The 19,204-nt window shown below is 66.3% G+C and carries 17 protein-coding genes; 11 read left to right on the forward strand and 6 right to left on the reverse strand.

Features of this window, described 5'->3' with window-relative positions:
* The first annotated feature begins 83 nt into the window (after positions 1–83).
* Both PCA10_RS22560 and PCA10_RS22565 read left to right on the forward strand, forming a co-directional pair.
* Positions 84–1,289 (forward strand): aminotransferase class V-fold PLP-dependent enzyme, encoded by a 1,206-nt coding sequence (locus PCA10_RS22560; protein ID WP_016494401.1) that lies wholly within the window; start codon positions 84–86, stop codon positions 1,287–1,289.
* On the forward strand, positions 1,286–1,690 hold the full coding sequence (locus PCA10_RS22565; RefSeq protein ID WP_016494402.1) for a SufE family protein: 405 nt from the start codon (positions 1,286–1,288) through the stop codon (positions 1,688–1,690). The genes PCA10_RS22560 and PCA10_RS22565 overlap by 4 nt, the downstream gene beginning before the upstream one ends.
* Before the next feature lie 113 nt (positions 1,691–1,803).
* On the opposite strand, the gene tcdA is transcribed toward PCA10_RS22565, so the two are convergent.
* Entirely contained in the window at positions 1,804–2,607 is an 804-nt protein-coding gene (gene tcdA / locus PCA10_RS22570; RefSeq protein ID WP_016494403.1) for a tRNA cyclic N6-threonylcarbamoyladenosine(37) synthase TcdA, read from the reverse strand.
* 149 nt (positions 2,608–2,756) lie between these two features.
* Between tcdA and PCA10_RS22575 the strand changes: the two genes are divergently transcribed.
* The 5 genes from PCA10_RS22575 (at position 2,757) to PCA10_RS22595 (ending at position 9,141) form a co-directional block, all read left to right on the forward strand.
* Positions 2,757–3,908 carry an iron-containing alcohol dehydrogenase gene (locus PCA10_RS22575; RefSeq protein ID WP_016494404.1) on the forward strand — a complete coding sequence of 384 codons (1,152 nt, stop codon included), beginning with the start codon at positions 2,757–2,759 and terminating at the stop codon, positions 3,906–3,908.
* A gap of 208 nt (positions 3,909–4,116) precedes the next feature.
* Complete coding sequence (locus PCA10_RS22580; RefSeq protein WP_016494405.1) at positions 4,117–6,711, forward strand: glycosyltransferase; 2,595 nt, start codon at positions 4,117–4,119, stop codon at positions 6,709–6,711.
* 103 nt (positions 6,712–6,814) lie between these two features.
* Entirely contained in the window at positions 6,815–7,957 is a 1,143-nt protein-coding gene (gene dapE, locus PCA10_RS22585) for a succinyl-diaminopimelate desuccinylase (protein WP_016494406.1), read from the forward strand.
* A complete protein-coding gene (locus PCA10_RS22590; RefSeq protein ID WP_016494407.1) occupies positions 7,954–8,760 on the forward strand; it encodes a putative RNA methyltransferase in 807 nt (268 codons plus the stop codon). The genes dapE and PCA10_RS22590 overlap by 4 nt, the downstream gene beginning before the upstream one ends.
* A gap of 9 nt (positions 8,761–8,769) precedes the next feature.
* Positions 8,770–9,141, forward strand: a complete 372-nt coding sequence (locus PCA10_RS22595; RefSeq protein ID WP_016494408.1) for a hypothetical protein — start codon at positions 8,770–8,772, stop codon at positions 9,139–9,141.
* A 73-nt stretch (positions 9,142–9,214) separates the two neighbouring features.
* On the opposite strand, the gene PCA10_RS22600 is transcribed toward PCA10_RS22595, so the two are convergent.
* The 5 genes from PCA10_RS22600 to PCA10_RS22620 all read right to left on the reverse strand — a co-directional run bounded on the left by PCA10_RS22600 (position 9,215) and on the right by PCA10_RS22620 (position 14,250).
* Positions 9,215–9,424, reverse strand: a complete 210-nt coding sequence (locus PCA10_RS22600) for a cold-shock protein (RefSeq protein ID WP_016494409.1) — start codon at positions 9,422–9,424, stop codon at positions 9,215–9,217.
* 327 nt (positions 9,425–9,751) lie between these two features.
* The gene (locus PCA10_RS22605) at positions 9,752–10,747 is read right to left on the reverse strand and encodes a DUF4340 domain-containing protein (protein WP_016494410.1); all 996 of its coding nucleotides are present in this window, start codon (positions 10,745–10,747) and stop codon (positions 9,752–9,754) included.
* Positions 10,748–10,757: 10 nt separating this feature from the next.
* The gene (locus PCA10_RS22610) at positions 10,758–12,593 is read right to left on the reverse strand and encodes a GldG family protein (RefSeq protein WP_016494411.1); all 1,836 of its coding nucleotides are present in this window, start codon (positions 12,591–12,593) and stop codon (positions 10,758–10,760) included.
* Between the two features lie 2 nt (positions 12,594–12,595).
* A complete protein-coding gene (locus PCA10_RS22615) occupies positions 12,596–13,330 on the reverse strand; it encodes an ABC transporter permease subunit (RefSeq protein ID WP_016494412.1) in 735 nt (244 codons plus the stop codon).
* Positions 13,327–14,250 (reverse strand): ABC transporter ATP-binding protein, encoded by a 924-nt coding sequence (locus PCA10_RS22620; RefSeq protein WP_016494413.1) that lies wholly within the window; start codon positions 14,248–14,250, stop codon positions 13,327–13,329. The genes PCA10_RS22615 and PCA10_RS22620 overlap by 4 nt, the downstream gene beginning before the upstream one ends.
* A gap of 232 nt (positions 14,251–14,482) precedes the next feature.
* On the opposite strand from PCA10_RS22620, the gene plsB reads away from it, so the two are divergent.
* The 4 genes from plsB (at position 14,483) to PCA10_RS22640 (ending at position 19,201) form a co-directional block, all read left to right on the forward strand.
* Positions 14,483–16,981: a glycerol-3-phosphate 1-O-acyltransferase PlsB gene (gene plsB / locus PCA10_RS22625; protein WP_016494414.1), complete on the forward strand. Its 2,499-nt coding sequence runs from the start codon at positions 14,483–14,485 to the stop codon at positions 16,979–16,981.
* A gap of 170 nt (positions 16,982–17,151) precedes the next feature.
* Positions 17,152–17,418, forward strand: coding sequence for a hypothetical protein (locus tag PCA10_RS22630; protein ID WP_016494415.1), 267 nt, complete (start codon positions 17,152–17,154; stop codon positions 17,416–17,418).
* Positions 17,415–18,674: a hypothetical protein gene (locus PCA10_RS22635; RefSeq protein WP_016494416.1), complete on the forward strand. Its 1,260-nt coding sequence runs from the start codon at positions 17,415–17,417 to the stop codon at positions 18,672–18,674. The genes PCA10_RS22630 and PCA10_RS22635 overlap by 4 nt, the downstream gene beginning before the upstream one ends.
* A gap of 128 nt (positions 18,675–18,802) precedes the next feature.
* Positions 18,803–19,201, forward strand: coding sequence for a YbaY family lipoprotein (locus PCA10_RS22640; protein WP_016494417.1), 399 nt, complete (start codon positions 18,803–18,805; stop codon positions 19,199–19,201).
* Positions 19,202–19,204 lie beyond the last annotated feature (3 nt).

A 19,204-nucleotide genomic window follows, 5' to 3' on the forward strand; every position in this document is an offset into this window, starting at 1 on the left:
GCTCGTTTACACTCAGTAGACCGGGCATCCGGGCCTGTTCTTGTTTCGGCCGGCCTCATTTCCACTCTATCCGTGCTTCAGCCATGTCCCTGAAATCCCCCTGGCGTTCCGATTTCCCCGCGCTTTCGGCCCTGACGGCCGAGGGCCAGACCTACCTGGACAGCGCCGCCACCGCGCAGAAGCCCCAGGCGGTGCTGGACGCCCTGCTCGGCTACTACGCCAGTGGCGCGGCCAACGTGCACCGTGCCCAGCACCTGCCCGGCGAGCGCGCCACCCGCGCCTTCGAAGGGACCCGCACCCAGGCGGCGCACTGGCTGAACGCCGCCAGTCCGGCGGAGATCCTCTTCACCCGCGGCACCACCGAGGCCATCAACCTGCTGGCCTACGGCCTGGAGCAGCTGTTCCAGCCCGGCGACGAGCTGGTCATCAGCGCCCTGGAGCACCACGCCAACCTGCTGCCCTGGCAGCAACTGGCCCTGCGCCGACAGCTCAAGCTGGTGGTGCTGCCCCTGGACGACCGTGGCCTGATCGACCTGGTCCGGGCCCGCGAGCTGATCGGCCCACGCACCCGGCTGCTGGCGGTGAGCCAGCTGTCCAACGTGCTCGGCCGCTGGCAGCCGCTGACCGAGTTGCTGGCCCTGGCCCGCGCCCAGGGCGCCCTCACGGTGGTGGACGGGGCCCAGGGCGCCGTCCACGGCCGCCATGACGTACGGGCCATGGGCTGCGACTTCTACACCTTCTCCAGCCACAAGCTCTACGGCCCGGACGGCGTCGGCGTGCTCTACGGTCGCGGCGAAGCGCTGGCCCGGCTGCGCCACTGGCAGTTCGGTGGCGAGATGGTCCATACCGCCAGCTACCAGGCGGCCGACTTCCACGGTGCCCCGCTGGGCTTCGAGGCCGGCACCCCGGCCATCGCCTCGGTGATCGGCCTGGGGGCCGCGCTGGACTACCTGGGCAACCTGGACCAGGCGGCCGTGGCCGGCCATGAGGCCGCCCTGCACCTGAAACTGCTGGCCGGCCTCGCCGCGCGCGACGGCGTGCGCCTGCTGGGCGAGCCGGAACTGGCCCTGGCCAGCTTCCAGGTCGAAAGCGTGCACAACGCCGACCTCGCCCACCTGCTCACCGAGCAGGGCATCGCCGTGCGCGCCGGCCATCACTGCGCCATGCCGCTGATGCAGACCCTCGGTCTCTCCGGCGCCATTCGCGTTTCCCTGGGCCTGTACAACGACGGAACCGACCTGGAACGCTTCTTCGGCGCCCTGGACAAGGCCCTGGAGCTGCTGCGATGAGCCTGCCGGAAAAGGCCCGCGAGGCCCTCGAAACCTTCACCGCCGCGGGCGGCTGGGAACAACGCGCGCGCCTGCTGATGCAGTGGGGCGAACGACTGGAAGCCCTGACAGATGCCGAGCGCAGCGACGCCAACCGCGTCCACGGCTGCGAAAGCCAGGTCTGGCTGGTGGGCGAGATGCGCGATGGCCACTGGCACTTCCGCGCCGCCAGCGATGCCCGGCTGATCCGTGGCCTGCTGGCGGTGCTGCTGGCGCGGGTCGATGGCCTGCCGGCGGCGGAGCTGGCCACCCTGGACCTGGCCGACTGGTTCAACCAGTTGGGCCTGGCCCGCCAGTTGTCGCCGTCGCGCAGCAACGGCCTGAACGCCGTGCTGAAGAAGATGGCCGAGCTGGCGACGTAGGTTGGCGCCGAGGAGCGAGGCCCAACGACGGGATGTTGGGCTTCGCTCCGCTCTGCCACAACCTACGGTTCCGCAGGAGCGAATTCATTCGCGAAAGGACGGCGCAGCTGTCCCTAGCCGGCCTGCCGCTCCGACGGCCGCCGCGCCCCGGCCACCAACTTATCCACAATGCGTGCCGCCGCCACCATGCCGAAGGTGGCGGTGACCATCATCACCGCGCCGAAACCGCCGGCGCAGTCCAGCTTCACCCCTTCGCCGACGAAGCTCTTCTGCTGGCACACCGAACCGTCCGGCTTGGGATAGCGAAGCTGCTCGGTGGAGAACACGCAGGGCACGCTGTAGGTACGCCCCGGGGTGCGGGAGAAGTTGTAGTCGCGACGCAGGGTGGAGCGCACCTTGGCCGCCAACGGGTCATTGAAGGTCTTGTTGAGGTCGGCGACCTGGATCTGCGCCGGGTCCACCTGGCCGCCGGCACCGCCGGTGGTGACGATCTGGATCTTGCGCCGCTTGCACCAGGCGATCAGTGCCGCCTTGGCCGCGACGCTGTCGATGCAGTCGATCACCGCATCCAGTTCGGGGGTGATGTACTCGGCCATGGTCTCGCGGGTGACGAAGTCGGCCACCTCATGCACCACGCAGGCCGGGTTGATGGCACGCAGGCGCTCGCCCATCACCGCCACCTTGGCCTTGCCCACGGCACCTTCGATGGCATGCACCTGGCGGTTGGTGTTGGTGACGCAGACGTCGTCCAGGTCGAACAGGGAGATTTCCCCGACCCCGGAGCGCGCCAGGGCCTCGGCCGTCCAGGAACCCACGCCGCCGATGCCGACCACCGCCACATGGGCCGCCTGCAACCGGGCGAGCCCTTCCAGGCCATAAAGCCGGGCAATGCCGCCGAAACGCTCGTCTGTACTCATATTCACTCCCATCGCCAACCTTCGGGCGGGCGCGCATTATAGGAAGCGCTATCCCTCGGCCCAAGTCCATTGCCGCTGAATGGTGCCCCATAGATTCGGCCAGGGTCCGCCAGCGCTATAGTCGGCCGATAACGACAAGGGAACCGCCCATGCGCAACTTCACCTTCTACAACCCCACCCGCATCCATTTCGGCGAAGGCCAGATCGCCAAGCTGGCGCGAGATGTGCCGGCCGGCAGCCGGGTGCTGGTGACCCATGGTGGCGGCAGTATCTTCCAGAACGGGGTCTGGCAACAGGTGGAGGAAGCCCTGGTCGGCCACCAGGTGACGCGCTTCGGCGGCATCGAGGCCAACCCGCAGTTCGACACCCTGGTCAAGGCCACGGACCTGGCCCGCGCCGAGCAATGCGACTTCATCGTCGCGGTCGGCGGCGGGTCGGTGATCGACGGCAGCAAGTTCATCGCCGCCGCCGCCCGCCACGACGGCGACCCGATGGAGCTGCTCAGCGGCAAACGCATCACCGCCGCCCTGCCGCTGGGTTGCGTCCTGACCCTGGCCGCCACCGGTTCCGAGAGCAACCCCCACGGCGTGGTCACCCATGTGGCCCGCCAGGAGAAGCTCTCGTTCTCCAGCGCCCTGCTCTATCCACGCTTCGCCATCCTCGACCCGCGCACCACCTTCAGCCTGCCGCCCAGGCAGATCGGCAACGGCGTGGTGGACGCCTTCGTCCACACCATCGAGCAATACCTGACCTACCCGGCCGACGCGCCCCTGCAGGACCGCTATGCCGAGGGCCTGCTGCTGACCCTGATCGAGGAAGGCCCCAAGGCGCTGGCCAACCCCGAGGACTATGCCGTGCGCGCCAACCTGATGTGGTGCGCCACCCAGGCGCTGAACGGCCTGCTCGGCTGTGGCGTGCCCCAGGACTGGTCCACCCACATGATCGGCCACGAACTCACCGCCATCTATCACATCGACCACGCGCAGACCCTGGCGGTCGTGCTGCCCGCCCTGCTCGCCGAGCGGCGCGTGGCCAAGCGCGACAAGCTGCTGCAGTACGCCACCCGCGTCTGGGGCCTGAAGGAAGGCGACGAAGAACATCGCATCGACGCCGCCATCCAGGCCACCCGCGACTTCTTCAAGCGCATGGGCGTGCCCACCCGCCTGCGGGAACACGGCCTGGACGCCGACGTCATCCCCCAGGTACTGGCCCAACTGGCGCGCCACGGCATGACCGCCCTGGGCGAACGGCGCGACCTCGACCTGGAGGCGAGCGAGCGCATTCTCCTAAGGGCCCTCTGAGGCTGATCCAGGTCAAGTCATCGCGACTTTTCGCCGCAATCGCCGAACTTCTGCCCCTCCTGGCAAACAAAACTACTGGCGCGGGCGGCCATCCGGCTGTCCCGGCTGGTCGCAATCTGTACAGCTGTTGGGCGCCGGAGTAGCATTCGCGCCGTCCAGCAAACCGCTGGCCCTACCTTAGTTCCATGCTTCGGAACCCTTGACCTCTATGCCATCGCGTAAATTTGGACTCAATCTGGTGGTCTTCGTGGCAGTTGCCGCGTTGTTCACCGGTATCTGGGCGCTGTACAACCGCCCGGTCACCGCGCCGGACTGGCCGGAACAGATCTCCGGTTATTCCTTCTCGCCGTTCCGCGCGGACCAGAATCCCCAGCAGAATCGCTACCCCACCGACGAACAGATCCGCCAGGACCTCGAGCTGCTGAGCAAGCAGACCGACAACATCCGTACCTATTCGGTAGACGGCACCCTGGCCGACATCCCCCGCCTGGCCGAGGAATTCGGCCTGCGGGTGACCCTCGGCGTGTGGATCAGCCCCGACGAGGAGCGCAACGAGCGCGAGATCGCCAAGGCCATCGAAATCGCCAACGCCTCACGCAGTGTGGTCCGCGTGGTGGTGGGCAACGAAGCCCTGTTCCGTCGCGAGATCAGCCGCAAGGACCTGATGGTCTACCTCGACCGCGTCCGCTCCGCGGTGAAGGTCCCGGTGACCACCTCCGAGCAGTGGCACATCTGGCTGAAGTACCCGGAGCTGGCCAAGCACGTCGACCTGGTGGCCGCCCACGTGCTGCCGTACTGGGAATTCGTGCCCATGGAAGACTCCACCGACTTCGTCCTGGAGCGCGCCAAGGACCTGAAGAAGGCCTTCCCGAAGAAGCCCCTGCTGCTGTCCGAGGTGGGCTGGCCGAGCAATGGCCGCATGCGCGGCGGTGCCGACGCCTCCCAGGCCGACCAGGCCATCTACCTGCGTACCCTGGTCAACGCCCTCAACGCCAAAGGCTACAACTACTTCGTGATCGAGGCCTTCGACCAGCCGTGGAAGGCCAGTGACGAAGGTTCGGTGGGCGCCTACTGGGGCGTCTACAACCTCGACCGCCAGCCCAAGTTCGCCTTCGAGGGCCCGGTGATCGCCATCCCGCAATGGCGCATCCTGGCCGTGGCCTCGGTGGTCATGGCCCTGCTGGCCCTGGCCCTGATGCTGATCGACGGCAGCGCCCTGCGCCAGCGCGGCCGCACCTTCCTGACCTTCGTCGCCTTCGCTGGCGGCTCCGTCCTGGTGTGGATCGCCTACGACTACAGCCAGCAGTACAGCACCTGGTTCAGCCTGACCGTGGGCATGCTATTGGGCATAGGTGCCCTCGGCGTGTTCATCGTGCTGCTGACCGAGGCCCACGAACTGGCCGAGGCGGTCTGGGTGCGCAAGCGCCGCCGTCCGTTCCTGCCGGTGCTGGCCGACACCGCCTACCGGCCCAAGGTGTCGGTACACGTGCCCTGCTACAACGAGCCGCCGGAGATGGTCAAACAGACCCTCGACGCCCTGGCCAACCTCGACTATCCGGACTACGAAGTCCTGATCATCGACAACAACACCAAGGACCCGGCCGTCTGGGAACCGGTGCGCGACTACTGCGAACAGCTGGGCCCGCGCTTCAAGTTCTTCCACGTCGCCCCGCTGGAAGGCTTCAAAGGCGGCGCGCTCAACTACATACTGCCGTACACCGCGCCGGACGCCGAAGTGATCGCGGTGATCGACTCCGACTACTGCGTCGACCGCAACTGGCTCAAATACATGGTTCCGCACTTCGCCGACCCGGACATCGCCGTGGTGCAGTCGCCGCAGGACTACCGCGACGGCAACGAGAACACCTTCAAGCGGCTCTGCTACGCCGAGTACAAGGGCTTCTTCCACATCGGCATGATCACCCGCAACGACCGCAACGCCATCATCCAGCACGGCACCATGACCATGATCCGGCGCAACGTGATGGACGAGCTGAAGTGGGCCGACTGGACCATCTGCGAAGACGCCGAACTCGGCCTGCGCGTGTTCAAGAGCGGCTACGCCGCGGCCTACGCGCACCAGAGCTTCGGCCGCGGGCTGATGCCGGACACCTTCATCGACTACAAGAAGCAGCGCTTCCGCTGGGCCTACGGCGCCATCCAGATCATGAAGGGCCACGCCCGCAGCCTGTTCCTGGGCAAGGACTCCAAGCTCAAGCAGGGCCAGCGTTACCACTTCATCGCCGGCTGGCTGCCCTGGGTGGCCGACGGCCTGAACATCTTCTTCACCGCCGGCGCCCTGCTCTGGTCGGCGGCGATGATCATCGTGCCGCAACGGGTCGACCCGCCGCTGCTGATCTTCGCCATTCCGCCGCTGGCGCTGTTCTTCTTCAAGGTGGGCAAGATCGTGTTCCTCTACCAGCGCGCGGTGGGGGTCAACCTGAAGGACGCCTTCTGTGCTGCGGTGGCGGGCCTCGCGCTCTCGCACACCATCGCCAAGGCGGTGCTCTACGGCTTCTTCACCAAGAGCATTCCGTTCTTCCGCACGCCGAAGATGCGCAGTAACCATGGCCTGCTGATGGCCCTGGCCGAGGCCCGCGAAGAGGTCTTCATCATGCTCCTGCTGTGGGGCGCGGCCATCGGTATCGCCGTGGTCCAGGGCATGCCCAGTCCGGACGTGAAGTTCTGGGTGGCCATGCTGCTGGTGCAGTCCCTGCCGTACCTGGCGGCGCTGATCATGGCGCTGCTCTCCTCCCTGCCCAAAGGGCAGGAGGAGCAGGACGAGGAAGTCGCCACCGCCTGATTGGTGCGCGAAAGCCTTAAACGGCGGCCCTTGGCCGCCGTTCTTGTTTTAAGATATCCGCCTTTTCACCCCTCAGTTGCCGCGCTGCTTCCCGGAGCCTTTCATGTCTGCCCTGTCCCCCACCCTCGAACTCGCCTGCGAGCTTATCCGCCGCCCGTCCGTCACCCCGGTCGACGAAGGCTGCCAGGACCTGATGATGCGCCGGCTGGAAGCCGTGGGCTTCCGCATCGAGCGCATGCGCATCGAGGACGTGGAGAACTTCTGGGCCATTCGTGGCAACGAGGGTCCGGTGCTCTGCTTCGCCGGCCATACCGACGTGGTTCCCACCGGCCCGGTTCAGGCCTGGCAGCACCAGCCCTTCGATGCACTGATCGACGACCAGGGCATGCTCTGCGGCCGTGGCGCGGCGGACATGAAGGGCAGCCTCGCGTCCATGGTCATCGCCGTGGAGCGTTTCGTCGCCGAACACCCCCAGCACAAGGGCGCCATCGCCTTCCTGATCACCAGTGACGAAGAAGGCCCGGCCCACCACGGGACCAAGGCCGTGGTCGAACGCCTGGCCGCCCGTGGCGAGCGCCTGGACTGGTGCATCGTCGGCGAGCCGTCGAGCACCTCCCTGGTGGGTGACGTGGTGAAGAACGGCCGTCGCGGCTCCCTCGGCTGCAAGCTGACCGTGCGCGGCGTGCAGGGCCACGTGGCCTACCCGCACCTGGCGAAGAACCCCATCCACCTGGCCGCGCCGGCCCTGGCGGAACTCGCCGCCGAGCATTGGGACGACGGCAACGAATTCTTCCCGCCCACCAGCTTCCAGGTGTCCAACGTCAATTCCGGCACCGGCGCCACCAACGTGATCCCCGGCGACCTGGTGGCGGTGTTCAACTTCCGCTTCTCCACCGAATCCACCGTGGAAGGCCTGCAGCGCCGCGTCGAGGCCATCCTCGACAAGCACAAGCTGGACTATCACCTGGAGTGGGCCCTGTCCGGCCTGCCCTTCCTCACCGAGCCGGGTGAGCTGCTGGACGCCGTATCGGCCAGCATCAAGGCCATCACCGGCCGCGACACCACGCCTTCCACCAGCGGTGGCACCTCCGACGGCCGCTTCATCGCCACCATGGGTACCCAGGTGGTGGAACTCGGCCCGGTCAATGCCACCATCCACCAGGTGAACGAGCGCGTGCTGGCCAGCGACCTCGACCTGCTCACCGATATCTACCAGCAGACCCTGGTTCGCCTGCTCGCCCAATGAAACTCATCTGCCCCCTCTGCCAGGGTGCCCTGAGCGCCCGCGACCAGGGCCTGGTGTGCCCGGCCAATCACAGCTTCGACCGCGCGCGCCAGGGCTACTACAACCTGCTGCCGGTGCAGCACAAGAACAGCCGCGACCCGGGCGACAACGCCACCATGGTCGAGGCCCGCCGGCGCTTCCTCGACGCCGGCCACTACGCCCCCCTGGCCAATCGCCTGGCGGCGCTTGCCGCCGAGCGCGACCCGGACCGCTGGCTGGATATCGGCTGTGGCGAGGGCTACTACACCGGCCAGTTGGCCATGGCCCTGCCAGCCACCGACGGCTATGCCCTGGATATCTCCCGGGAAGCGGTGAAACGCGCCTGCCGACGTGCTCCGCAACTGCACTGGCTGGTGGCGAGCATGGCGCGGGTACCCCTGGCCGACGCCAGCTGCCAACTGCTGGCCAGCGTCTTCAGCCCGCTGGACTGGCAGGAGGCGCTGCGCCTGCTGGCGCCCGGCGGCGGCCTGCTGCGCATGGGGCCGACCCGCGAGCACCTGATGGAGCTGCGGGAAAAACTCTATGACGAAGTCCGCGACTACGACGACGAGAAGCACCTGACCCAAATCCCCGAGGGCATGCGCGCGGTCCACAGCGAAACGCTGACCTACCGCCTGCACCTGGCCGATGCCCAGGCCCGCGCCGACCTACTGTCCATGACCCCGCACGGCTGGCGCGCCAGCGCCGAGCGCCGCGCGGCGGTCGTCGCCGAGGCCTTCGATGTGACGGTGTCCATTCGCTACGATTGGATCGAGAAGATATAGGAGTTTTCCATGCGCCAACCCGACATCGAGATCTACCTCAAGGATGCCGACCAGGAAGCCGTCACCGCCTGGCTCACCGCGGCGCTGGGCTCCTGCAGCCCCTGGCAGCAGAAGGGCCAGACCTACAAGTGCCTGGCCGGGGATGTCCCGGTCACCTGGCTGCCCAAGGCCGTGGGCAAATGGCACAGCCTCTACCTGGAGAGCGACGCCACGCCCTGGGAGGATGACCTGGGTTGCGCCCGCGCGGCCTTCGCGGCCCTCGGGGTGGAAGTCCGCTGCGCGCCGGGTGGCTGGCAGGAAGCACAGGGTGAAGAGGACGCCGACCGCTGGATCAAGGTGAACGCGCACGGCGAGGAAGAGTTCGTCTGGCGCACCGAGTGAACCATCGGAACAGCTGACCAGGAATCGCAGAAAGCAAAAGGCCCGTCAGTGACGGGCCTTTTGCATTTGAGTCTTAGACCTTGGCGACGTCTTCCGCCTGCAGGCCCTTTTGACCCTGGATCACGGAGAACTCCACCTTCTGGCCTTCCAGCAGAGAGCGATGGCCCTCGCCGCGGATAGCGCGGTAGTGAACGAATACATCAGGACCGCTTTCGCGCTGAATGAAACCATAGCCCTTGGCGTCATTGAACCACTTGACGGTTCCGACCTCACGATCAGCCATTACTGCTCTCTCCAACTCGCAATTTTGTTGTGTACCCCCTTTGGTGGGGGTTTCGACGGTACGGTAAAGACGTTCTTCTTGTTATATCCAACCCCTGCCGAGCAAGCTTGGAGCGGGTATTTCGAATGGCGTTCTTTTTATGACCGCGACCGGAGTATACGACAAGAGTTCACGCTGAAAAGCACTTTTTTATGACAGTGCAGAATGGCCGTGTGGCGCGGGCTTGACGCCCCTTTTTAGTACTTTTGAAGTACAAAATGGGGCACTGGCAAAGGCGGAATCGAACTATCTATTGTCCGATTTACCGCCTTGCCTGATTAACTTGCACTACTTCTTGGCAAGCAGGTCTTCAAGTTCCCGGGCCAGTGCATGGAACTGCGAAGGTTCGATCCGATAAGCCCAGTCCAGTCTTCCCGGCACCTGTTCTTCGGTGAGTTTTTCCTTGCTCTTGAGCACCAGCCAGGCCTGTTCGCCCTGGATATGGATCTCGCCACGCAACTCGCCGCCGTCGAAGGTCTGCAGGTTGAATTGCATGACGGGCTTGTCCTTGAACTGCACCTGTTCCAGGGGAGCGTTGTCGGCGAACAGCAGGCTCGAGAACAGCATCGCCGGGCCGTTGGCCGCCGCCTCATGGGCCAGCTGGCGCCCCTTGGGCAGTTCCTTGAGCTTGAGGTTGGGCTCCCCGAATGCGTCACGGTAGACGGTCATGCGGCTGCCGTTGGGGTAGAGCACCTCCACCTGGCGAATGCTGGCGAAGGGGATCTCGGCCACGCGGCGATCCAGCCAGTCGAGCTCGGTCGCCGGCAGCGGCATGGGCTGGTCCACCAGCCAGACCTGGTTGTCGCCATAGAGGCGCACCAGTTGGCCCTTGCCCTGCTGCGCCGGCTTGCCCACCAGCAGCTCCAGGGGCGGCTCGGCGCCGCGCTCCAGCTTGATGTGGATGCCCTGCGCCTCCGCCCCGCCCTTGTCGGCCAGGCCGACGCGGCCATGCAGCTCGGGATTGGCGGTCTTGGCCTCGACCTTGCGTGCCTCGACCAGGGCCCGTAGCAGGGTCGCCACGGGCTGGGCGGATACCGGGGAGTCGGCCTTGGCCGGCACCACCCAGCGTTCGCCCTGGCGCGCCAGGCGCAGGTCGGGCTGACCCGGGCGCCGTACCTCGATGGTGGTCACGCTGGCCAGATTGCCCTGCAATCCCGGCAGCAGGAGTTCCCGACTGGCGCTGGACGGCTGCGGCTCAGGCCGCCGGCTGTCCTGCTGGATGAACCAGGCTGCGCCCAGGCCGGCGGCCAGCAGTGCGAGGAAGATCAGGCCTTTGCGTCCCATGTTCTACTCCTCAGGCCTTGCGCCGACGGCGCCAGAACCACAGCACCAGTACGCCCAGGGTCAGCACCAGCGGTACCAGGGCGATGTTGATGAATTTCAGCTTGCGGCCCAGGTCCTCGATGCTGGAATTGAGCTGGAAGCGCACGTCACGCAGTTCCTTGCGGATGCGCAGCTTCTCCTGGACGAACTGCTGCAGTGCCGCCTGTTGCTCCGGCGTCAGCTCCAGGGCCTTGGCCGGGTCCTGGTTCTGCTGCAGGGTAGCCAGCTTCTGCTCGGTGTCGGCCAGGCGCTGCTGGAGCTCCTGCTCCTGCTCACGGAACTTCACCTCGGCATCGCGCTGGAGTTTCTCCACCACATCGAACGGACGGCTGAAGCGACCACGGGAGCGCACGCTGATCAACGCCTCGGAGCCGGCCAGGTTGTCCAGGGCGTTGATGGCGAAGCCGGCGTTGTCGGCCCAGGGCTGCGGCACGCGCTGGCCGAAGAAGTCCTGCACCTGCACCCACATGCGATCGCTGAGGAGATCGGTGTCGGCGACGGCGATCACGTTGATGTTGTCCGCCGCCTTCAGGCCGTCCTTCTGGCCCTCGATGCCCTCGGGGAAGGCCGTCTGCGCCGGGCCGCTGATGCGCGCCGCCACGGTGTAGCGCTCGCCGGTGGGCTCGAGCTCACGGATCAGTTCCTCGGGGTCGGCGAGCATGGTGAAGCGCTGCACGTCGAAGGGCATCGAGTATTCGGAGCTCTGGATCAGCGGCAGGAAATGGGTCTTGGCGCCGTCCAGCGGCCGCAGGATACCGGCGGTGGCTACGGTGATGTTCTCCAGGCCGGCGGTGCTCACGTCGCTCTGGTCGAGACTATGGCTGGGCAGGTTGAGCCAGGCGGCGTGGCGCGCCGGCGGCTTGTCCTGGCCCATGCTCACCGACATGGCGTTGGCGCCGTCACCGAGTATCTTGCCCGGCAGCATCTGCACGCCCCAGGCCTTGAACAGAGCATCCAGGCTCGAGCCCCGTTCGCCCCCCGGCTCGCCCGGCATTTCCATGCCGCTGTCGGCTTCGCTCAGGGGGTCGACGAAGACCAGCAGCTTGCCGCCGCGCAGTACGAACTGGTCGATGGCGTACTGGGTCTGCTGCGGCAGGTCTTTCGGATGCACCAGCAGCAACACCGAGACCTTCTCGAGGATCTGGTCGATGTCGCTCTTGAGGCTCTCGATCTGGAACAGCTGGCGGATTTCCTCCATCACCATCCAGGGTGCGGTGGGCTGGCGGGTCGCCATGTCGAAGCCACCGTTGAGCTGCAGCCCGGACATCACACCCACCACCGGGCGCTCCGGCTTGGCCAGGCTCTGCACCAGGCGGCTGATCTCGTACTCGAGGAATTCCTCCTGGTCCAGGGGGAAGAACGGAATGATCTGGGTGTGATCGACGCTGTTGGTCCCGGCCAGGCCGAAGTAGACCTGGTCGCCGCCCTGCTGCAGCGGCACCGCCTGCAGGCCGAATTCCGCCGCCTTGTCCTCGTCCTCGGAGAAGGGCTCGGGGTCGACTACGTGGAGCTTTATCTTGCCGTCAGCGGCGCGCTCGTAGGCCTTGAGCATTTCTTCCACGCGCCGCGCGTAGTTGCGCAGGCCCATCAGGTCCTTGGCGCTCTTGTCGGAGTAGAAGAAGTACAGGTTGATCGGCTCGTCGATCTCGCCAAGGATTTTCCGGGTCCCGTCGGAGATGGTGTAGAGCTTCTGCTCGGTGAGGTCGACCCGCGCATTGGTCAGGGTCAGCCCGGAGAGCATGTTGAATGCCAGGAAGGCCAGGGCGATCAGCAGCAGCCCGGCACCGGAATACAGTGTTCTTTTCATGTTCAGTCGGCCTTCTTCAGGTCCACCACCACAGCAGTGGCGGCCAGCCAGGCGGCGATCAGGGTGACGAAGTAAAGCAGGTCACGCAGGTCGATCACGCCTTTGCTGATGGCATCGAAACGGGTCAGGAAGCTCAAGGACGCCACGGCGTCCAGCAACCACTGCGGCGCCCAGCCACTGAAGGCGTCGAGCACCAGGGGGAAGCCGCTGACGATAAACAGGAAGCACACGCTGACGGCGAGGATGAAGGCGATCACCTGGTTCTTCGCCAGCGCCGACATGCACGAGCCGATGGCGAGGAAGGCACCTGCCAACAGCCAGGAGCCGATGTAGCCGGTGATGATGGCGCCGTTGTCCGGCTCCCCCAGGTAGTTGACGGTCAGCACCATGGGGAAGGTCAGCAGCAGCGCCAGGCCGGCGAAGGCCCAGGCGGCGAGGAACTTGCCGGTGACCGCCTCGAAGCGGGTGATCGGCAGGGTCATCAGCAACTCGATGGAGCCGGACTTGCGCTCCTCGGCCCAGAGCCGCATGGCGATGGCCGGCACCAGGAACAGGTAGAGCCAGGGGTGGAAATTGAAGAAGGCCACCAGGCTCGCCTGGCCGCTTTCGTAGAAACCGCCCAGGTAGAAGGTGAACACCCCGGACAGCACCAGGAAGATCACGATGAACACATAGGCCAGCGGGGTGGCGAAGTAGCTCGCCAGCTCGCGTTTGAAAATCACCGGCAGTTGTCTCATGCCGCTTCTCCCCGCGTCAGTCGGCGGAACACTTCATCGAGACGACCGCGCTCCACGTCCAGCTCCTTCACTTTCCAGCCACGCTGGTGAATCAGTTGGTTCACCTGCGGGAAGATCACCTCGCCCGGCTTGGCGAGGATGGTCAGACTGCCCTGCACGGCGTTTTCCTCGAGACCGGCGACGCCCGGCAGCAGCGCCAGGGCCAGCATGTCCAGCGGCCCATCGGCCACCAGGGTCACCGCCTGGTGATAGCGCGAGCGGCTTTCCAGCTCGAACGGCGTACCGTCGGCCACCACCTTGCCGGAGGCGATCACCAGCGCGCGGGTGCACACCGCGGTGACCTCTTCGAGGATGTGGGTGGAAATGATCACGATCTTGTCCTCGGCGAGGCTCCGGATCAGTTGGCGCACCTGGTGCTTCTGGTTCGGATCGAGGCCATCGGTGGGTTCGTCGAGGATCAGCGCGCGGGGATCGTGGAGAATCGCCTGGGCCAGGCCCACGCGGCGCTTGAAGCCCTTGGAGAGGGTATCGATGGTTTGCCCGAGGACGTTTTCCAGCTCGACCTGAGCGGCCGCACGGGCCACCCGTTCCTTCTTCGCCGCGCCGCGGAAGCCGCGGACTTCGGCGATGAACTCGAGGAAGCCGCGCACCGTCATGTCGCCATAGCAGGGCGCGCCTTCGGGCAGGTAGCCGATTTCCCGCTGGGCCTTGAGGGTCTGGCTCTGGATATCGAAGCCGAAGATGCTGGCGCTACCTGAGGTCGGCGCCAGGAAGCCGGTGAGCATCTTCATGGTGGTGGATTTGCCGGCGCCGTTGGGACCGAGGAAACCCAACACCTCCCCCGGTGCGACGCTGAAAGACAGGTTGTCCACGGCGGTATGCTGCGCAAAGCGCTTGGTCAGACTGGTTATCTCTATCATGGCCTCTCGTCCCGAAGGGAGCAGCCCCTGGCCATGCCGGCCGCCGGGGCCCTGCAAAAAACGACGGCGGAATATAAGTAGTCGTCCAGCGGATTTGCAAGACGGCCACTTTGCTAGAAGTTGCAGGAAATATCCGTCGATCGCGACAGCCTAGGCCGTTTTTGCGACCCAGCAGCGAATACGGCAAACTAGCCGCCCCGAGCAATCGCTCGTTTCACAGCATTCCCGCCCCATGACCCGCTCCCCCTTCCGCCGACTCGTCTTCGGCACCTTGCGCCGCCTGCTGTATCTCTGGGTGCGCTCGGAAACCATCAACCAGTCCGCCTTCACCCTGAAGCTCGATCGCAGCAAACCGGTGTTCTACGTGCTGCAGCAGCCTTCGGCCAGCGACCTGGCGGTGGTGGACCGGGAGTGCACCAAGGCCGGCCTGCCGCGCCCGGTGCTGCCGGTGGCGGTGGGCGACCTGCTGGAGCCCGCCGCCTTCTTCTACCTGGCGCCGGAGCCCGGCTGGTTCGGCGGGCAGGACAAGCGTGGCGCCTCCCCTACCCTGGTACGGGTACTGGGCGCCCTCCAGCAGCACGCCGTGGACGACGCGCAGATCATTCCGGTGACGGTGTTCTGGGGCCAGTCGCCGGACCGCGAGACCAGCCCCTGGAAGCTGCTCTTCGCCGATAGCTGGGCGGTGACCGGGCGCCTGCGCAAGCTGGTCAGCATCCTCATCCTCGGTCGCAAGACCCGCGTGCAGTTCTCCGCCCCCATCCACCTGCGCGAGCTGGTGGAGCAGGACAAGGGCCCGGAGCGCACCCTGCGCATGGTCAACCGCATCCTGCGGGTGCATTTCCGCAACCAGAAGACCGCCGTGATCGGCCCGGACCTCTCCCACCGCCGCAACCTGGTCAAGGGCCTGGTGCGCGGTCCGCAGGTGCGCCAGGCGATCGCCGACGAGGCCGAACGGGAAAAGATCAGCCAGGCCACCGCCGAAGCACAGGCGCTGAAGTACGGCAACGAGATCGCCTCGGACTATGCCTACACCGCCATCCGCTTCCTCGAAGTGGTGCTGTCCTGGTTCTGGAACAAGCTCTACGAGGGGATCAAGGTCAACCACATCGAAGGTGTGCAGGAGATCGCCCAGGGCCATGAAGTCATCTATGTGCCCTGCCACCGCAGCCACATCGACTACCTGCTGCTGTCCTACCTGCTGTTCCGCAATGGCCTGACGCCGCCGCACATCGCCGCCGGCATCAACCTCAACATGCCGGTGATCGGCGGCCTGCTGCGTCGCGGCGGCGCCTTCTTCATGCGCCGCACCTTCAAGGGCAACCCGCTGTACACCGCCGTGTTCAACGAGTACCTGCACACCCTGTTCAGCCGCGGCTTCCCGGTGGAGTACTTCGTCGAAGGCGGCCGCTCGCGCACCGGGCGCATGCTCCACCCCAAGACCGGCATGCTCGCCATCACCCTGCGCAGCTTCCTGCGCTCCTCGCGCCTGCCCATCGTCTTCGTCCCGGTGTACATCGGCTACGAGCGGGTACTGGAAGGCCGCACCTACCTGGGCGAGCTGCGCGGCGCGAGCAAGAAGAAGGAATCCATCTTCGACCTGTTCAAGGTCATCGGCGCCCTCAAGCAGCGTTTCGGCAGCGTGGCGGTGAACTTCGGCGAGCCCATCCGCCTGGCCGAGTTCCTCGACCAGCAGCAGCCCGACTGGCGTAGCCAGGAGCTGGGCCCGCAGTACCGCCCGGCCTGGCTCAACGACACCACCAACCAGTTGGCCGTGCGTATCGCCCGCCACCTCAACGACGCGGCGGCGATCAACCCGGTCAACCTGGTGGCCCTGGCGCTGCTCTCCACCAGCCGCCTGGCCCTGGACGAACGCGCCCTGACCCGCGTGCTCGACCTCTACCTGGCCCTGCTGCGCGCGGTGCCCTACTCGCCCCACGCCACCCTGCCCGAAGGCGACGGCCAGGCGCTGATCCAGTACGTGCAGAGCATGAACCTGCTGGCCGAGCAGAAAGACGCCCTGGGCAAGATCCTCTACCTGGACGAGCAGAACGCCGTCCTGATGACCTACTACCGCAACAACGTGCTCCACGTGTTCGCCCTGCCGGCCCTGCTGGCCTGCTTCTTCCAGAGCAGCGCGCGGATGAGCCGCGAGCAGATCCTGCGCTACACCCGCGCGCTCTACCCCTACCTGCAGGCGGAGCTGTTCATCCGCTGGGACGCCAGCGAACTGGAGGGTGTGGTGGACCAGTGGCTGGCGGCCTTCGTCGAGCAGGGCCTGCTGAAGGTGGAAGGCGACGTCTACGTGCGTCCGGCACCCAGTTCGCGGCAGTTCGTCCTGCTGACCCTGCTGGCGCGCGCCATCGTCCAGACCCTGCAGCGCTTCTACATGGCCATCGCCTTGCTGCTGAACGCCGGGCAGAACCAGCTCAGCGCCGAGGAACTGGAAGACCTCTGCACCGTGATGGCCCAGCGCCTGTCGATCCTCCACGGCCTGAACGCCCCCGAGTTCTTCGACAAGACGCTGTTCCGCCACTTCATCCAGACCCTGCTGGACCAGCACGTACTGCGCCGCGACGAAGCCGGCAAGCTGGGCTATCACGAGTTGCTCGGCGAGTTGGCCGAAGGCGCCGCCAAGCGGGTGCTGCCGGCCGAAATCCGCCTGTCGATCCGCCAGGTGGCCCTCGATCGCCAAGCCGAGACGGAGCCGCAAGCCCCTGCGGAAGCCGGCTGAACCCACCGCGCCGGGCCTCCGGGCCCGGCAGCTGCCCTGCACGCTAAACCAGGCCAGTTCTCATGCAACTATGAGAATCTTCTGACAGGCGTGCTGAGAGTCCCCTCCGTACCATTCGATGTTGCGCTGTCCCGGACCGCACAACAGCCCCGAATACGGAAGAACCCTCCATGCTGCTAAGAACCATCACCGTCGAGAACGACGCCCAGGAGCAGGTGAACGCCGCCATCCTGTGCACCTTCGCGATCCCCGAGATCGACCGCAACATCCTCGTCTACACCCTCAACGAAGAGGGTCGCCACGGCACCGCCAAGATCTACGTGGCCAGCGCCGTGCCCCAGGACAACGGCTACCGCCTGGAAAACCTGGCGTCCGAGCAGGAGTGGCAGTGCGCGGTGCAGGTACTCAAGCAGATCACCAAGGGAGATGGGCAGTGAGCGAATCCAACACCCCGGACTTCCACTTCGTCGACCTCAAGGGCGACATCACCGGCGACGGTCAGCAGCCCGCAGCCGCAGCCTCGCACCGCTGCCTGTCGGTCAACCGCAGCTCGGTGCACAAGCTGATCGCCACGCGCGGCCATGCCAACACCGGCGCCCCCCTTTCCGCCACCACACCCTCCCCGGTGGACGAACCCGCGGCGGCGCCCACCATCCCGCGCATCGACAGCCTCGCCCTGGGCGTGGACTACAGCCTGCCGACGCCGGTCGATTCCGCCGAGGTAGAGGCTTTCGCCGTCGCGCAGGGTGCCGATAGTGAGGAGCAGGCCGACGACGAACCGATCGCCTTGCCGCCGCTGGCGGAAGTGCTGGAGGCACTGAACCTGCCGGATGCGATCGAGCATTCCGCAGTCGAGCCGGAGCCGGAGGCCACCCATGAGGTGGAAGCAGCCAGCGCAGCGGCGCCGCAGCCCGAGCAGCAAGCAGCCCCGGAACCGGAACCGGAGCCGGAGCCGGAGCCGGAGCCGGCAGAGGAGCTGGAACCCGAGCCGGAACTGGAAGCGGAGCCGGAGCCGATAGCAGCGAAACCTGAAGTGGAGCCAGCCACGATGGAAGAAAACCGCACGCAGCCTGCCGCCCTGCCCCAGGAACCCCTCCAGAGTTCGTCCAGCGCGCCCGCCCTCGGCAGCGACACCGACAACGTGCTCAGCGATGTGCAACACACCCTCGACTCCCTGGCCGACATGGCCAAGGGCCTGGCCCAGCAACGCCTGGACGCGATGAAGCAGCAGGAAGGGCTCGACCAGCGCAAGACGCAACTCCAGGAGAAGGAACGCATCCTCGCCGACAAGGAAGAACAGCTGCGCCTGCTGGAAGCCCGCCTGACCCACGAGGTCGCCAACCTGGAGCGCACCGCCGAGGACAACGCCCGCGCCCTGGCCGAACGCAGCGCGGCCCTCAAGGCCCTGGCCGAGAACGTCGAGGCCCGTGATCGCAGCACGGCCAAGCTCGGCGACACCCTGCGCCAGGAGAAGCAGCGCAATGACGAGCTGGGCGAAGCCCTGCGTCGGCGCGCCGACGCCCTCGACGAGCGCGAGGTGGCGCTGAATCGCCGGGACGACGAACTGGCCGAGAAGCTCAAGCAACTGATCGGCGCCAAGGACAGGTTCCGTGGCCTGGTGAAGACCTTCAACGAGACGGTGCAGTTCAACGACACCCTCAACGCCATCTCCAGCACCACCCTGGACGACTGACGTCACTCCCCCCACATCGCCCCGGCCACGGGGCGATGTGCGTCACCTGCCTTGACCTGGCGCCATGATTCATCGCACCAAGCCTTCTATAGTGGGTCCTATCCACTCCCACTGAAATCCAGGTACCGATGAAAGCACTCCCCCTGATACTCGCCAGCGGCCTGTTGGCCGCCTGCGCCGGCCAGCCGACCGAACAAACCCACTATCTGGAAGGCGAGGTCTTCTACCTGCAACGCATGGCCCTGCCGCCCACAGCCACCCTCAGCGTCAGCCTGCAGGACGTTTCCCTGGCCGACGCCCCGGCCAAGGAGCTGGCACGCCAGGAGGGCCCGGTGAAGGGTCAGGTGCCGCTGAGCTTCCGTCTCGACTACGACCCGGCCAAGGTCCAGCCCAATCACCGCTATGCCGTGAGCGCGCGCATCGAGTCCGAAGGCCGCCTCATGTTCATCAGCACCGAGCACCACTCGGTTAAACTCGACGGCACCGACCCGCGCCCCCTGCGCATCAAGGTCGACCCCGTCCGCTGAGCC

Origin of the sequence: Pseudomonas resinovorans NBRC 106553 (assembly GCF_000412695.1) — a bacterium.
GTDB classification, from domain to species: Bacteria; Pseudomonadota; Gammaproteobacteria; order Pseudomonadales; family Pseudomonadaceae; genus Metapseudomonas; species Metapseudomonas resinovorans_A.

Excerpts from the sequence above, each read along its gene's own strand:
- PCA10_RS22560 (WP_016494401.1), top strand. The coding sequence starts at position 84 with ATGTCCCTGAAATCCCCCTGGCGTTCCGATTTCCCCGCGCTTTCGGCC.
- PCA10_RS22565 (WP_016494402.1), top strand. The coding sequence starts at position 1,286 with ATGAGCCTGCCGGAAAAGGCCCGCGAGGCCCTCGAAACCTTCACCGCC.
- tcdA (WP_016494403.1), bottom strand. The coding sequence starts at position 2,607 with ATGAGTACAGACGAGCGTTTCGGCGGCATTGCCCGGCTTTATGGCCTG.
- PCA10_RS22575 (WP_016494404.1), top strand. The coding sequence starts at position 2,757 with ATGCGCAACTTCACCTTCTACAACCCCACCCGCATCCATTTCGGCGAA.
- PCA10_RS22580 (WP_016494405.1), top strand. The coding sequence starts at position 4,117 with ATGCCATCGCGTAAATTTGGACTCAATCTGGTGGTCTTCGTGGCAGTT.
- dapE (WP_016494406.1), top strand. The coding sequence starts at position 6,815 with ATGTCTGCCCTGTCCCCCACCCTCGAACTCGCCTGCGAGCTTATCCGC.
- PCA10_RS22590 (WP_016494407.1), top strand. The coding sequence starts at position 7,954 with ATGAAACTCATCTGCCCCCTCTGCCAGGGTGCCCTGAGCGCCCGCGAC.
- PCA10_RS22595 (WP_016494408.1), top strand. The coding sequence starts at position 8,770 with ATGCGCCAACCCGACATCGAGATCTACCTCAAGGATGCCGACCAGGAA.
- PCA10_RS22600 (WP_016494409.1), bottom strand. The coding sequence starts at position 9,424 with ATGGCTGATCGTGAGGTCGGAACCGTCAAGTGGTTCAATGACGCCAAG.
- PCA10_RS22605 (WP_016494410.1), bottom strand. The coding sequence starts at position 10,747 with ATGGGACGCAAAGGCCTGATCTTCCTCGCACTGCTGGCCGCCGGCCTG.
- PCA10_RS22610 (WP_016494411.1), bottom strand. The coding sequence starts at position 12,593 with ATGAAAAGAACACTGTATTCCGGTGCCGGGCTGCTGCTGATCGCCCTG.
- PCA10_RS22615 (WP_016494412.1), bottom strand. The coding sequence starts at position 13,330 with ATGAGACAACTGCCGGTGATTTTCAAACGCGAGCTGGCGAGCTACTTC.
- PCA10_RS22620 (WP_016494413.1), bottom strand. The coding sequence starts at position 14,250 with ATGATAGAGATAACCAGTCTGACCAAGCGCTTTGCGCAGCATACCGCC.
- plsB (WP_016494414.1), top strand. The coding sequence starts at position 14,483 with ATGACCCGCTCCCCCTTCCGCCGACTCGTCTTCGGCACCTTGCGCCGC.
- PCA10_RS22630 (WP_016494415.1), top strand. The coding sequence starts at position 17,152 with ATGCTGCTAAGAACCATCACCGTCGAGAACGACGCCCAGGAGCAGGTG.
- PCA10_RS22640 (WP_016494417.1), top strand. The coding sequence starts at position 18,803 with ATGAAAGCACTCCCCCTGATACTCGCCAGCGGCCTGTTGGCCGCCTGC.